This window comes from Streptomyces sp. NPDC046860 (assembly GCF_040645115.1).
GTDB lineage: Bacteria > Actinomycetota > Actinomycetes > Streptomycetales > Streptomycetaceae > Streptomyces.
In genome coordinates, this window is record NZ_JBEYXQ010000008.1 from 178,350 (window position 1) to 190,505 (window position 12,156).

The 12,156-nt window shown below is 73.2% G+C and carries 15 protein-coding genes; 6 read left to right on the forward strand and 9 right to left on the reverse strand.

What is annotated here, in order from left to right:
- The first annotated feature begins 48 nt into the window (after nt 1–48).
- Entirely contained in the window at nt 49–1,083 is a 1,035-nt protein-coding gene (locus tag ABZ898_RS14525) for a tetratricopeptide repeat protein (protein WP_361657462.1), read from the forward strand.
- 25 nt (nt 1,084–1,108) lie between these two features.
- Here ABZ898_RS14525 and ABZ898_RS14530 read toward each other — a convergent pair whose 3' ends face one another.
- The gene (locus ABZ898_RS14530) at nt 1,109–2,008 is read right to left on the reverse strand and encodes a LysR family transcriptional regulator (RefSeq protein WP_361657465.1); all 900 of its coding nucleotides are present in this window, start codon (nt 2,006–2,008) and stop codon (nt 1,109–1,111) included.
- Entirely contained in the window at nt 2,005–2,562 is a 558-nt protein-coding gene (locus ABZ898_RS14535; RefSeq protein ID WP_361657467.1) for a PadR family transcriptional regulator, read from the reverse strand. The genes ABZ898_RS14530 and ABZ898_RS14535 overlap by 4 nt, the downstream gene beginning before the upstream one ends.
- A 54-nt stretch (nt 2,563–2,616) precedes the next feature.
- On the opposite strand from ABZ898_RS14535, the gene ABZ898_RS14540 reads away from it, so the two are divergent.
- The gene (locus ABZ898_RS14540; protein ID WP_361657470.1) at nt 2,617–3,009 is read left to right on the forward strand and encodes a nuclear transport factor 2 family protein; all 393 of its coding nucleotides are present in this window, start codon (nt 2,617–2,619) and stop codon (nt 3,007–3,009) included.
- A 24-nt stretch (nt 3,010–3,033) separates the two neighbouring features.
- Here the strand turns inward: ABZ898_RS14540 and ABZ898_RS14545 are convergent, their stop codons facing one another.
- Together ABZ898_RS14545 and ABZ898_RS14550 are read right to left on the reverse strand one after the other, a co-directional pair.
- On the reverse strand, nt 3,034–3,729 hold the full coding sequence (locus ABZ898_RS14545; protein ID WP_361657473.1) for a type 1 glutamine amidotransferase domain-containing protein: 696 nt from the start codon (nt 3,727–3,729) through the stop codon (nt 3,034–3,036).
- Nucleotides 3,730–3,909: 180 nt separating this feature from the next.
- The gene (locus ABZ898_RS14550) at nt 3,910–4,863 is read right to left on the reverse strand and encodes a helix-turn-helix domain-containing protein (protein ID WP_361657475.1); all 954 of its coding nucleotides are present in this window, start codon (nt 4,861–4,863) and stop codon (nt 3,910–3,912) included.
- Between the two features lie 87 nt (nt 4,864–4,950).
- Between ABZ898_RS14550 and ABZ898_RS14555 the strand changes: the two genes are divergently transcribed.
- The gene (locus ABZ898_RS14555; protein ID WP_361657739.1) at nt 4,951–5,886 is read left to right on the forward strand and encodes an NADP-dependent oxidoreductase; all 936 of its coding nucleotides are present in this window, start codon (nt 4,951–4,953) and stop codon (nt 5,884–5,886) included.
- Between the two features lie 11 nt (nt 5,887–5,897).
- Here ABZ898_RS14555 and ABZ898_RS14560 read toward each other — a convergent pair whose 3' ends face one another.
- Together ABZ898_RS14560 and ABZ898_RS14565 are read right to left on the reverse strand one after the other, a co-directional pair.
- Nucleotides 5,898–6,095 carry a DUF397 domain-containing protein gene (locus ABZ898_RS14560; protein WP_361657478.1) on the reverse strand — a complete coding sequence of 66 codons (198 nt, stop codon included), beginning with the start codon at nt 6,093–6,095 and terminating at the stop codon, nt 5,898–5,900.
- Nucleotides 6,092–6,949 carry a helix-turn-helix transcriptional regulator gene (locus ABZ898_RS14565; RefSeq protein ID WP_361657481.1) on the reverse strand — a complete coding sequence of 286 codons (858 nt, stop codon included), beginning with the start codon at nt 6,947–6,949 and terminating at the stop codon, nt 6,092–6,094. The genes ABZ898_RS14560 and ABZ898_RS14565 overlap by 4 nt, the downstream gene beginning before the upstream one ends.
- Before the next feature lie 199 nt (nt 6,950–7,148).
- Here ABZ898_RS14565 and ABZ898_RS14570 point away from each other — a divergent pair, with 199 nt between their 5' ends.
- Both ABZ898_RS14570 and ABZ898_RS14575 read left to right on the forward strand, forming a co-directional pair.
- Nucleotides 7,149–7,589 (forward strand): ATP-binding protein, encoded by a 441-nt coding sequence (locus ABZ898_RS14570; protein WP_361657484.1) that lies wholly within the window; start codon nt 7,149–7,151, stop codon nt 7,587–7,589.
- A gap of 43 nt (nt 7,590–7,632) precedes the next feature.
- Nucleotides 7,633–8,781, forward strand: coding sequence for a PASTA domain-containing protein (locus tag ABZ898_RS14575; RefSeq protein ID WP_361657487.1), 1,149 nt, complete (start codon nt 7,633–7,635; stop codon nt 8,779–8,781).
- A 23-nt stretch (nt 8,782–8,804) separates the two neighbouring features.
- On the opposite strand, the gene ABZ898_RS14580 is transcribed toward ABZ898_RS14575, so the two are convergent.
- Entirely contained in the window at nt 8,805–10,037 is a 1,233-nt protein-coding gene (locus ABZ898_RS14580; protein ID WP_361657490.1) for a cytochrome P450, read from the reverse strand.
- 243 nt (nt 10,038–10,280) lie between these two features.
- On the opposite strand from ABZ898_RS14580, the gene ABZ898_RS14585 reads away from it, so the two are divergent.
- Nucleotides 10,281–10,637: a hypothetical protein gene (locus tag ABZ898_RS14585; protein ID WP_361657493.1), complete on the forward strand. Its 357-nt coding sequence runs from the start codon at nt 10,281–10,283 to the stop codon at nt 10,635–10,637.
- 1 nt (nt 10,638) lies between these two features.
- On the opposite strand, the gene ABZ898_RS14590 is transcribed toward ABZ898_RS14585, so the two are convergent.
- Together ABZ898_RS14590 and ABZ898_RS14595 are read right to left on the reverse strand one after the other, a co-directional pair.
- Nucleotides 10,639–11,145 (reverse strand): NUDIX domain-containing protein, encoded by a 507-nt coding sequence (locus ABZ898_RS14590; protein WP_361657495.1) that lies wholly within the window; start codon nt 11,143–11,145, stop codon nt 10,639–10,641.
- Nucleotides 11,142–12,104, reverse strand: coding sequence for a DUF4232 domain-containing protein (locus ABZ898_RS14595; protein ID WP_361657498.1), 963 nt, complete (start codon nt 12,102–12,104; stop codon nt 11,142–11,144). Before ABZ898_RS14595 ends, ABZ898_RS14590 begins: the two co-directional genes overlap by 4 nt.
- Nucleotides 12,105–12,156: the final 52 nt, after the last annotated feature.

Genomic DNA, 12,156 nt, shown 5'->3' on the forward strand with positions numbered 1-12,156 from the left:
GCAGGGGTGGCGGCGTCGGGTGAGGCTGCCGTCCGAGAAGATGTCCCCATGACAGAAAGCAACCTGGCCGCCGAGGCCGGACAGCGCCTCGCGGCCGGTGACCCCGCCGCCGCTCTCACCCTCTACCTGCGGGCCTGGGACCGCCCCGACGACGAGGTGGCGGAGAGGATCTTCGAACTCGTCTCCGAGTGGGGGGACATCGACGCCGCGCTCAAGACCGTCGAGGCGGACGCCAAGGGCGGCAACGCCGCCGCCTTCGAGGCCCTGGCCGAGCTGTACGTCGAACTGGAGCGGCCCGAGCAGGCGTTGGCGGCGCTCCGGGCGGCGGCCGACGCCGGACGCGACGTCACCCTGATGATCGCCTCCGTGCTCGCCGACGAGCTGGGGGACCGCAAGCAGGCCGAGCTGTACTACCGGCAGGCGCTCGCCGCCGGCCACCCCCGCGCGCTCAACGACTACGGCGCCTTCCTCAGCGAGGACGAGGAACGGCTCGACGAGGCCGCCGACCTGCTGCGCCGGGCGATCGAGCGGGGCGACACCATGGCGGCCGGCAACCTCGGCCGCCTCCTCGCCGACGAGGAGCGCTACGAGGACGCCCTGCCCTGGCTGAAGCAGGCGCTGGAGGCCGGACACCGTTCGGTGCTCGCCGTGCTCGGTGAGACCGAACACGCCCTCGGTGACCTGGAGTCGGCGCGTACGCACCTGCGCGAGGCCCTGGCCGAGGACGTCACCGGCGCCCACTTCGCCTACGCGCTGCACCTCGCCGACACGGGTGCCCCCGAGGAGGCCGTACGCCACTACGAGGCCGCCGCCGAGGAGGACGGGGAGACGAACGCCTATCTGAACCTCGCCCTGCTCCACGAGGAGCTGGAGCAGTGGGACCAGGCCGACCGGCGCTTCAAGGAGGCCATCGGGCAGGAGGACGAGACCGCCTTCGTCTACTACGCCCAGTTCCTCGCGGACCACGACCGGGGTGCGGAGATCGGCGCGCTGCTGGTCCCGGCGGCCCGGCTCGGCGTCGACGAGGAGGACATGGCCGAGCTGCGTGAGCTGGCCGGGGAGTACGGTTCCGGGAAGAACTGACGCCCCCTGCCGGACCGGGACGCCCTCACCAGCGGCGTCCCGCGTCCAGCAGCACGTCCCGCACCCGGGTCACGTCCGGGTCGGCAGGGTGCCCGGGGCGCTGGACCAGGTACCCGGTGTTCAGCGGCGGGTCCTCCGGGCTGTGCAGCGCGACGAGCGCGCCGGAGGCCAGCTCCGGTTCGCACAGGTAGCGGGGCAGCACCGAGAACCCCGCCCCTGCGGTCACCGCGGACTTCACCGCCCGCAGGTCCGGCACGGTGACCGCGGCCGGGCGGGTCAGGCGGGCGTTGAAGACGTGCCGCCAGTAGCGGCGGGCGATCGGCAGGTCCTCCGCGTACGTGATCAGCGGGACGGGGTGGAGGGCCGACGGGCCTTCCCGCGCGAGGCGTTCCCGCACCCGGTCGGCCCAGGCGGGCGCGGCCACCAGCACGAACTCCTCGTCCATCAGCGGCACCGCGGTGAGGGTGCGCCCGCGCGGACGGTAGGTGGCGATCACCAAGTCATGGCGGCCCGCCCGGAGTTCGTCGAGGAGCGGGTCGGTCAGGCCCGGCGTGACCCGCAGGCGTACGCCCGCCGCCAGCAGGGGCGCCAGGGCGGGCAGCACGCGCGCCGAGAGCAGTTCGGCCGGGCCCGCCAGATGGACGGGCGCCGCCCGCCCGGCGGCCGCGGTCTCGCCCGCCGTCCCGGCCGCGAGCGCGTCGAGCGGGGCCGCGACCCGGGAGGCCAGGTCGTGGGCGACCGGGGTCGGGGCGACACCGCGCGGAAGGCGTTCGAAGAGCACCCGGTCCATGCCGCGCTCCAGCGCGCGGATCTGTGCCGTCACCGTGGACTGCGAGAGGCCCAGGAGGGACGCCGCCGCCGTGAAGGAGCCGGAGCGGTAGACCGCGAGGAACGTCCGCAGCAGGTTGAGGTCGGGGGAGTTCATGAGGAGCGCGCCGTCAGCACACGCAGCGCCGTCTCGCCCCACCGGAGGTTCTCCTCCTCGAAGGCGATGCCCCGCAGCAGTGTGAGGTACGGCCCCACCCGGTCGGCGCCGGCCAGGTACTCGTCCTCCGTGCGCCCGGCCAGCAGGCGTTCGCGCAGCCGCTCGTAGCGGTCGAGCTTGGTGCGGGCCCACTCCATCCGGTCGCTGATGTCGGCCCGGACTGCGGTGAGTTGGCCGATGTCGGCGCACTGCACCTTGACCAGGAGGCCGTCCCGGATCGCGGTGGGGCGGCCGAGCGGCTCCGCGAGGTAGGCGCGCAGGGCGTCGTGGCCGGCGTCGGTCAGGGAGAAGAGGCGCTTGTCGGGGCGGCGCTCCTGGCGGATCACCCGCGCGCTGACGAGGCCCTCGCGCTCCATCCGGTCCAGCTCGCGGTAGAGCTGCTGGGGGGTGGCCGTCCAGAAGTTGGCCACCGAGGCGTTGAAGCCCTTGGCCAGGTCGTAGCCGGACGCCTCGCCCTCCAGGAGGGTGGCCATCACCGCATTGCGCAAGCTCACCTCCTCACTCTACTCTCCAACACACCTATTCAACTTGTTGAGTAAGGAGCCTTTGTGCATCCCTTCCGTGCCGCCGTGGAGAACCGCGACGAGGCCGCCATCGAGGCCCTCCTCGCGGAGGACGTCGTCTTCACCAGCCCCGTCGCCTTCAAGCCGTACCCGGGCAAGGCGATCACCGCCGCCATCCTGCGCGGGGTGCTGCGGGTGTTCGAGGACTTCCGGTACGTCCGGGAGATCGCCGACCCGGGCGGGCGCGACCACGCCTTCGTCTTCACCGCCACCGTCGGCGGGCGGGAGATCCAGGGCTGCGACTTCCTCCACTTCGACGAGGAGGGCCGGATCGACGACTTCACCGTCATGGTCCGCCCGCTCTCCGCCGCCCAGGCGCTGTCGGAGGCCATGGGCGCGCAGTTCGAGCGGATCAGCCGCGAGGCGGCCGGCGCCTGAGAGGCGCCGGCGCACTCCTGCGGTTCAGCTCAGGCGCCCCAGGACCTCGGCCGCGAGCGGAGCGGAGGACGCCGGGTTCTGGCCCGTGATCAGGTTCCGGTCGACCACGACGTTCGGCGCCCACGGCTCGCCGACGCGCACGTCGACGCCCGCCTCGCGCAGCCGCGTCTGAAGCAGCCACTTGGCCTTGTCGGCGAAGCCGGCCTGGGCCTCCTCGGCGTCGGAGAAGGCGGCTACCCGGTAGCCCGCGAAGGCGTTGCCGCCGTCCGGGCGGGTCGCCGCGAGGAGCGCCGCCGGGGCGTGGCAGACGACGGCGAGCGGCTTGCCGGACTCCAGGGCGTCGATCAGCAGCCGGCCGGAGGTGGCGTCCACGGCCAGGTCCTCCATCGGGCCGTGGCCGCCGGGGTAGAAGACGGCGTCGTAGCCGGCGAGGTCCACGTCCTCCAGCCGGACCGGGTGCCGGAACTCGTCCGCGGCGTCCAGCGCGGCGGCGACCCGGTCGGCGCCCTCCTGGCCGCCGTTCACCTCGGGCGCGAGGCTGCCCTTGTCGACGGTCGGCACGACCCCGCCCGGCGTGGCCACGACGATCTCGGCACCGGCCTTCCTGAACGCCTCGTACGGCGCGACGGCCTCCTCGGCCCAGAAGCCGGTCGGGTGCCGGGTGCCGTCGGCCAGCGTCCAGTGGTCGGCGCCGGTCACCACGAAAAGGATCTTCGACATGGGGTCTCTCCAAGCAGTCTGAGGTGGCGGGAGCACCGGCTCCCGGCTTGACCGTAGACCGGTGCCCGGAGCGGGACCAATGAAGCGGCCGATGTCCGGTATCGACACTTCGATGGCTCCACCGGGAATAGGCCCTATCCGCTCTGACCTGCAAGGACGCGAATCCGGCGCGGTCCGGCGCTAGCCGACGGGCGTGCCCCGGAACGTCCGCCGGTACGCCAGCGGGGTCACCCCGATCGCCGCGTGCAGGTGCTCGCGCAGCGAGGTGCCGGTGGCGAAGCCGACCTGCAGGGCGAGGTCGTCCACCGCGAGATCGGTGGTCTCCAGCAGGTGCCGCGCCCGGGTGATCCGCTGCTGGATCAGCCAGCGCCCCGGGCTGGTGCCGACCTCCTCGCCGAAGCGGCGCGCGAAGGTGCGCACGCTCATCCTGGCGTGCCCGGCCAGCTCGGTCAGCGACAGCGGTTCGTGCAGGTGCTCCAGCGCCCACTGCCGGGTGGCCGAGGTGCCGTTGGCCGACTCCTCGGGCACCGGGTGCTGGATGTACTGCGCCTGCCCGCCGTCCCGCCACGGCGGTACGACGCACGCGCGGGCCACGTTGTTGGCGACGGCGGCGCCGTGGTCCTGGCGTACGACGTGCAGGCACACGTCCACCCCGGAGGCCGCGCCCGCGGAGGTGAGCAGGTCGCCGTCGTCCACGAACAGCACGTCCGGGTCGAGCTCCACGGCCGGGAACCAGGAGCGGAAGGTGTCCGCGAGGGACCAGTGGGTGGTGGCGCGGCGGCCGTCGAGCCGCCCGGCGGCCGCCAGCACGAAGGCGCCGGTGCAGATCGACACGATCCGGGTGCCGGGCGGGACGGTCGCGAGCGCCTCGGCGAGTTCGTCGGGCAGCCCGCGGCGGACCATGGAGACGTCGAACGGCGGCAGCACGACCGTGTCCGCCGTCGCCAGCGCCTCGGGCCCGTGCCCGACCGTCACCGAGAAGTCGGAGTTGGTGGCGACGGGCCCGCCGTCGACCGAACAGGTCAACACCTCGTAGCGGCCTCCGGCCGAACCGAAGACCCGGCTGGGGATGCCCAGCTCGAAGGGGTAGACCCCGTCCAGGGCGAGGACGACGACACGATGCGGAGCGGTCATGGCACGATCCCGTTGAAAGATGGCATTCATGCCATGGTACGCCGGGCCGGTCCGGGCGAACCTGGACGTATGACGAACCACCCCACCATGCGCGCCATCAGCCAGGACGAGTACGGCACCCCCGAGGTCCTGAAGGTGGCCGAGCTGCCCCGCCCGGAGCCGGGCCTCAGCGAGATCCTGGTCTCCGTCCGCGCCGCCGGTCTCAACCCGACCGACTGGAAGCACCGCGAGACCGGCCTCTTCCTCGACCGCCTCCCCGTCGTCCTCGGCTGGGACGTCTCCGGCGTCGTCGAAGCCGTCGGCTACGGCGTGACCCTCTTCAAGCCCGGCGACGAGGTCTTCGGCATGCTGCCCTACCCGTACGGCGTCGGCTCCCACGCCGAGTACGTGACCGGCCCCGCCCGCGCCTTCACGCACAAGCCCGACTCCCTCGACCACGTCCAGGCCGGCGCGCTGCCGCTGGCCGCGCTCACGGCGTACCAGGCCCTGGTGGACACCGCTCGGGTCCAGCCCGGCCAGCGGGTGCTGGTGCACGCCGCCGCCGGAGGCGTCGGCCACCTCGCGGTGCAGATCGCCAAGTCCCGCGGGGCGTACGTCATCGGCACGGCGAGCGAGCCCAAGCACGACTTCGTGCGCTCGCTCGGCGCGGACGAGGTGATCGACTACCGGGCCGGCGACTTCCGGGACGCCGTCCAGGACGTGGACGTGGTGCTGGACCCCATGTCCGGTGACACGCGCGTGCGCTCGCTGGACGTGCTGCGCCCCGGCGGCGTGCTCGTCTCACTGCTCCCGGGCACCGACCCCGAGGAGGCGGAGAAGGCGCGGGAGCGCGGCGTACGCGTGGAGACGCTGCTCGTCGAGGCGGACCAGGAGGGGATGAAGGCGGTCGCCGAACTGGCCGCGTCCGGGGCGCTGCGGGCCCACGTCGAGGCGGTGTTCCCGCTGGAGGAGGCCGCGAAGGCGCACGAGCAGGGGGAGACCGGGCGCACGACCGGCAAGCTGGTGCTGACCGTCGGTTCCTGACCCGGCGGACGTCAGGTGTACCGCTCCGCGGGGGTGCGGCGGACGAACCCGGCCCACGCGGAGCGGGACACCTTCAGGACGGGGCCGGCCGGGGCCTTGGAGTCACGGACGTGCACGATGCCGGTGCCGAGGGCGACTTCGAGGCACTGGCCGCCTTCGGTGTCGCTGTAGGTGCTCCTGAACCAGGCCAGGGGCTCGATGCTGTTCATAGCTCTCCCAGCAACTTCTCTATGAAGTTCAATGACTCTCGCGGGGTGAGAGCCTGCGAACGGATGATCCCATAGCGGGCGGCGGCGAGACTCGTCTGTTCGGGATCGGTTTCCAGTTTGCTGGTCGCCTGCGCCTCCACATAGAGGAACCGCTTGCCGTCAAGGCGCGTGACGACCGTGAAGGGTCCGCCCATGCCCGCGTTGTCCTCGCACTCGACCGGCATGACCTGCAGTTCGACATTGGGTCGGTGTCCCGTCAGGAGCAGGTGCTCCAACTGACCGCGCAGCACCTGTTTGCCGCCGTACCGGTGCCGAAGCACCGCCTCGGTCATGACGAAACTCAGCAGCGGCGTCGGGCGCCGGTCGAAGACGGCCTGCCGGGCCAGCCGGGCGGACACCCGCTGCTCGACCGTGTCTGGGTCGAGGGCCGGTCGCCGCATGGCGAACAGCGCGCGCGTGTAATCCTCGGTCTGGAGAAGGCCGTTGATCAGGAGAGCGTCGTACTCCAGCAGTTCCAGCGCCTGCTTCTCCAACTGCGCCATGCCCTGGAAGAAGACGGGGTACTGCGCCCGTTCCAGCTCCTCCTTCCAGAGCTTCAACAGGCCCTCCGCGGCCAGCACTTCGTCGGCCCCGTCGATCGCGCGGGGTGACGGGATGCGGCGTCCCTGCTCGAAGGAGGCGATCGTGGCGGCCGAGTAGCCCAGCCGCCTGCCGAGTTCCTGACGCTCCATCCCGGCCCGCAACCGCAGGGTCTTCATGGTCTGTCCGAACGCCGCGACGACCCCCTGCGCGGTCTTGTCCGCCATGCGCGTACCGCCGCTGTCGGGCCCCGCGCCGCTCTCGGTCTCCGCCATCACCTCACCGCCTCCCCGGACCAACGCCCGCGCGCGGACGCCAGTCACGCCGTACCGCGCGTACCGGCGCCGCCGCTCCGCGTACAACCGGCTCGCGTCAGTGCGTCACCGCTGGTCACGCTATGCCATCGACGGGAGCGTGGAGCCCATGATGAGCAACCTCGGTGTTCCCGTGCGTCACTCGGGGACCGACTTCGCCATGCGTTTCACGTCCACGGCACGTGGGGCGCGCCTGGCACGCAGGCTGGTCGCGATCCGCCTCCACGAGTACGGCGTCCCCTACGGCACCGACGCCCACGACGACATCGTCCTGATCACGGCCGAGCTGGCCGCCAACGCGGTGCGGCACGGGCACGTGCCCGGACGCGACTTCCACGTCCGGCTGTCCCTGACGGCTCCGCCCTCACGGACGGCACGGATCGAGGTGTCCGACACGAAGGGGGAGCGCATGCCGCCCCGGCCGGGCGAGCCGAGGGCCGGCGGGAGAGGGCTGGTCCTGGTCTCCGGGCTGGCCGCGGCCTGGGACTGGCACCTCCGGAAGGAGGGGCCGGGGAAGACGGTATGGGCGGAGGTCGGGGTGGGGGACGGCGGGGGTGAACCGTACGGGAAAACCCCCACAGGTGGGTCGACACCTCACTAGGCTCCGGCGAATTCGACCTATCCGAAACAGGGGGCGGTTCGACGTGAATCCGTACAGCTCCACGCCAGGCCGGGCCGCGTCCGGGAGGCCGTGGTGGAAGACCACCCCGGCCGGGCTGGGACTCCTCGCGCTGGTCACGATCGTCGGGGCGTTCAGCTTCCCGCTCGGCTTCCTCGTGCTGGTCGCCGCCGTCGGGCTCCTCTGGTTCCTGCCGCCGTGGCGCTGGTACGCCAAGCTCGGCGCGAGCGTCGGGGCGCTGTTCCTGCTGATGACGGGCGCGGGTCTCGGCGGACAGCTGGAGGGGGCGAGCAAGGCCGACGCGAAGCCGGCCGGTGCCCGTACGCCGAGCCCGACGGCCTCGCCGAGCCGCACCGCCGAGCCGAGCGCGCCGGACCTGCGGGGCGAGCGCCTCGAAGCCGCGGAGCGCGCCGCCCGCCGGGCGGGCTACGCCACGCGGCGCCACGACGCCTCGGCGGACCACCGGGCGATCGTCCTGCGGTCCGGCTGGATCGTCTGCTTCCAGAAGGCCGGGCGCGAGGGAGCGGGACAGGTGCTCTCCCTCGCCGCCGTCAAGGCGGGCGAACCCTGTCCGGGCAAGGACGGGGAGAAGATCCCCTGGCCCACGATGCCGCGATTGACGGGCATGACCTGGAAGGCGTCCGTGGAGGCGCTGACCGGTCTCGGGGTGGACGAGGACGCGATCCGCGCCGAGTCGCGGTACCTGAACGACGCGCTGCCGGACGGCGGTCATGACACCTGGCGCGTGTGCGAGCAGGACCCCGCCCAGGGTGACGCCGTCACCGCGCGGGTGACCCTCGGGCTGACCGACCCCCGGGCCGGGTGCTCCCGTACCGGACCCTCCCTCGCCGACCGGGACGCCGACGGCACCCCGGACTACCGGGACCGTACCGACGACCGCGTGCGGGACACCGGGTCGTCGGGAGGATCGTCCGGAACGACGGGAGGTTCCTCCAGCGCGTCGGGGGGAACCGGCGGGACCTCGGGAGGGACCGGCGGCTCGTCCGGAACGGTCGGGGGCGGCGGGCGGTCGTCGTCCGGCGGAGGCGGTGTCGGGACCGTCCACCCCGGGTCCTTCTGCGCGCCCGCCGGGGCCAGGGGGGTCACCCGGGCGGGCACGTCCATGGTGTGCGGTCCCGGCTCCGACGGCCGGGACCGGTGGCGGTCAGGGTGAGGCCGGCGCTGCCGGGGCCCGCCTCACCGCGCTGCCCGCCCCAGCCGCACCGGCAGGCTCCTGTGCCCGTTGCTGATCAGGGACGGCACCGGGCGCAACTCGCTGGTGGGAACTGCGAGTTCGAGTTGAGGGAAGCGGTCGAACAGGTGCCGTAGCGTCGTGCTCACCTCAAGGCGGGCCAGCGGAGCGCCCAGGCAGAAGTGGACGCCGTGGCCGAAGGCCAGGTGGTCCTTCACCGTGCGGGTCGCGTCGAAGGCGTCGGCCGATTCGCCGTGCCAGGACGGGTGGCGGTTGGCCGCCGCGTAGGAGGCGAGGATCGGCTCGCCCGCGAGGATGCGGCGGCCGTCGGGGAGGGGGATGTCGCGGACCGCGTACCGCAGGGGGAGATGCTTGACCGCCGGTTCGTGGCGCAGGGTCTCCTCGACCACGTCGTTCCAGTCCGCGCGCCCCGCGCGGACGTGCGCCAGCTGCGCCGGGTCCGTCAGCAGGGTGGTCACCGCCTGGTCGATCACGTTCACCGTCGTCTCGTAACCGGCGCTGATCACCAGGAGCAGGGTGTCCCGCAGCTCCTCGTGGGTCAGCGCGTCGCCGGCGCCCTCCTCGTCGCGGGCCGTGATCAGGGCCGACGTCAGATCGTCGGCCGGAGTGACCCGCTTCGCCTCGATCAGGGCGTCCAGCATCTTGTACAGGGCCCGGGTGTTCTGGGTCGCCTGCTCCACCGTGAGCGTCGTGTCGAAGACGCCGTCCACCGCCGCGCGGAACTCCGGCGCGTGCACCTCCGGCACCCCCATCAGGCTGCTGATCACGGTGATGGGCAGCGGGTACGCGAGGTCCTCGCGCAGGTCGACCACCTCGCCGTCGGGGCGGCCCGCGAGGTCGTCCAGCAGACCGGTCACGATCGACTCGATCACCGGCTGGAGCGCGGCGATCCGGCGGGCGCTGAACGCGGGGGCCACCATGCGGCGCAGCCTGCGGTGATCGCCGCCGTACGCCGTGAACATGTTGGTCACCGCCACCCACAGCGCCAGCGGCCACGTCGGCGCCGTCTCGGCGAAGGCCGGCCAGTGGGCGCGCGGGTCCTTGGAGACGTCCGGGCTGGTCAGGAGGGCCTTGAGGAGAGCGGGGTCGCTCACGGACCAGGCCGTGACACCGAGGATGTCCACCTGCGTGGCCGCGCCCCGGGCGTACAGCGCCCGGTGCTCGGCGTGGTGATCGGCACCGGTGGGATCGAGGACCAGCGGCTGCTGCTCGGGCACGGGGGCTCCTAGGTGGGGGAGACGGCGCGTGCGGCGCCACGGTCAACCGTAGAAGCGTCACTCGTGGCCGCGCAACGGTGACGCGGATCTTCATCTCCCTTGATCAACAGCTCAGTTGATGCTTTCGGCCTCACCGCCCGATGACCCCGGCCGCCTCCTGGGTCCGTGCGGAGCTGATCCCCCGCCCGCCGGGGTACCCGTACTCCAGCCCGCCGCACACCGGCCGCACGGAGAGGGACGAACATGGCGCCCACGACACGCCCCCGCCCACGCAGGCTCCGGGCCTGGCTGACCCTCGCCACGGACAACTGGCTCTCCCGGGGCTACCTCGTGGTGGCCGGGTCCGCGCTCGGATACTTCCTGTACTGCGTCTACCTGACCCCGGACCCCGGCTTCGCCGCGATCTGGCCCTTCGCCGCCGCCCTGCCGTTCAGCGCCGTCGCCTTCCTCGCCCCCTCGCCCGGGATCGACCCCTCGGCGGACTGGACCGGCCCGCCGCTCTTCGCTGTCTGGGTGGCGCTGTGCGCGCTGGCGAACGCGGGCCTGCTCGGCCTCCTCGTACGGGCGTTCCGCACCCGGCGGCACGGGCGTCCGGTGTAGCTCACCCCACCGGATACCGGTGCACCGGCGGCAGCCCCGCCAGCCGGCCCGGCCACACCGTGTCGAGGACATGCGCGCTCGGCGTGAACAGCGGCCGGGGCAGCGCCGCGAGGTCGTGCCACTCCCAGCGGTCGATCAACTCCGGCTCGCACACGCTCGGTTCACCCTCGTACGCGAGCACCCGCACCGCCGCCGTCACCCGCGGGATGCCGTGCGCGGAATCCATCAGCAGCGCCAGCACCCGCGCGTCCCCCGCGTCCGCCCGAAGCCCCGTCTCCTCCGCCAGCTCCCGTACGGCGGCCTCCGCGAAGCCCTCCCCGGCGTCGTTCTTCCCACCCGGCAGCTCCCACACCGCGCGCTTGACCGACCAGCCCAGCAGCACCCGGCCCGCGGCGTCGGTCACGGCCACCCCGGCACCGGTGAGCGCGTGCGGCGAGGGCCGCCCCTTGTCGGCGTACTCCATGTCCGGCACCGTCTCCCCTTCCTGTCGCGCGGAAGGGGCCGTCACCGCTCCTCCTTCCGCCACACCTGGACCCCCAGTCTGCCCGTCGTGCCGAGGTCCAGTTCCGGGGTCACCATCACCGGCGCGGCGCCGGCCTTGGCGCGGACGCGCAGGTAGGGGGCGTTCACGGCACCGCCGAAGGCCTCCACCGTGTTGCGCCAGACGATGCCGGACAGGGCGCTCTCGCCGGGCCGCAGGGTGAGGGGGCGCGCCACGTCCGGCGGGCCGCCGAGCTGGGCCACCTGGGCGGAGGGGAGCACCTTGACCCCCTCGACGCGCTCGTGGTCGGCGTCGATGATCTCCAACTCGGGGCGGCCGTCCAGCGTGTACGGCTCCTTGCCGCAGTTCCGCAGATGCAGGCCCACCACGCGCAGCCCCATCGCCGCGTCCCCCTGGTCGGCGTACACCCGCACACCGGACGCGGGACAGGGGCCGCCGGGGGCCGGGGCCTCGGAGGTGGGGACGCTGCGGACGGACATGATCGACACGCTGGTGCCGCCCGCGATGTCACCGGGGCCGCGGCTCATCGCCACCCTGCCGCGCAGGGTCCTGCCGGGCCCGACGCCCACCACCCGGCTCGCGCCGGTGTAGCCCTTGGCGTCGAAGACGACCGTGTACGTCATGTCGTGCGGGGCGGGGTTGGCCACCTCGAACTCCGCCGTCAGCGAGCCCGACCGGCAGACACCCTCCTCGTCGATCGCACCGGCGTACACGCGGGTGATCCGGACGCCGTCCTGGACGGTACCCGTGGAGGACGGCACCGGGGTGGGCGTACCCGGCGGGCGCGGGACATCGCCTGTTGTCGTGGGGCGGGCGAGCGGGGCCTCGCCGTAGCGCGGGGCCCTGGAGGCGCACAGCGGCTCCGCGCTCACCCCGCCCGCACCGAGCGGGCCGGACCCGGCGGTGCCGCACCCGGCGAGGGTCAGAGAGGCGAGCAGACTCAGCCCGACAAATGATCTGCGCATCAGGCGAGTTGACCAGGCCCCGCCCCCTGCGGCTGTGGCGGAGGCCACTCCT

Excerpts from the sequence above, each read along its gene's own strand:
- ABZ898_RS14550 (WP_361657475.1), bottom strand. The coding sequence starts at position 4,863 with ATGACCGCTCCGCATCGTGTCGTCGTCCTCGCCCTGGACGGGGTCTAC.
- ABZ898_RS14585 (WP_361657493.1), top strand. The coding sequence starts at position 10,281 with ATGGCGCCCACGACACGCCCCCGCCCACGCAGGCTCCGGGCCTGGCTG.
- ABZ898_RS14565 (WP_361657481.1), bottom strand. The coding sequence starts at position 6,949 with ATGGCGGAGACCGAGAGCGGCGCGGGGCCCGACAGCGGCGGTACGCGC.
- ABZ898_RS14545 (WP_361657473.1), bottom strand. The coding sequence starts at position 3,729 with ATGTCGAAGATCCTTTTCGTGGTGACCGGCGCCGACCACTGGACGCTG.
- ABZ898_RS14530 (WP_361657465.1), bottom strand. The coding sequence starts at position 2,008 with ATGAACTCCCCCGACCTCAACCTGCTGCGGACGTTCCTCGCGGTCTAC.
- ABZ898_RS14555 (WP_361657739.1), top strand. The coding sequence starts at position 4,951 with ATGCGCGCCATCAGCCAGGACGAGTACGGCACCCCCGAGGTCCTGAAG.
- ABZ898_RS14525 (WP_361657462.1), top strand. The coding sequence starts at position 49 with ATGACAGAAAGCAACCTGGCCGCCGAGGCCGGACAGCGCCTCGCGGCC.
- ABZ898_RS14595 (WP_361657498.1), bottom strand. The coding sequence starts at position 12,104 with ATGCGCAGATCATTTGTCGGGCTGAGTCTGCTCGCCTCTCTGACCCTC.
- ABZ898_RS14560 (WP_361657478.1), bottom strand. The coding sequence starts at position 6,095 with ATGAACAGCATCGAGCCCCTGGCCTGGTTCAGGAGCACCTACAGCGAC.
- ABZ898_RS14570 (WP_361657484.1), top strand. The coding sequence starts at position 7,149 with ATGCGTTTCACGTCCACGGCACGTGGGGCGCGCCTGGCACGCAGGCTG.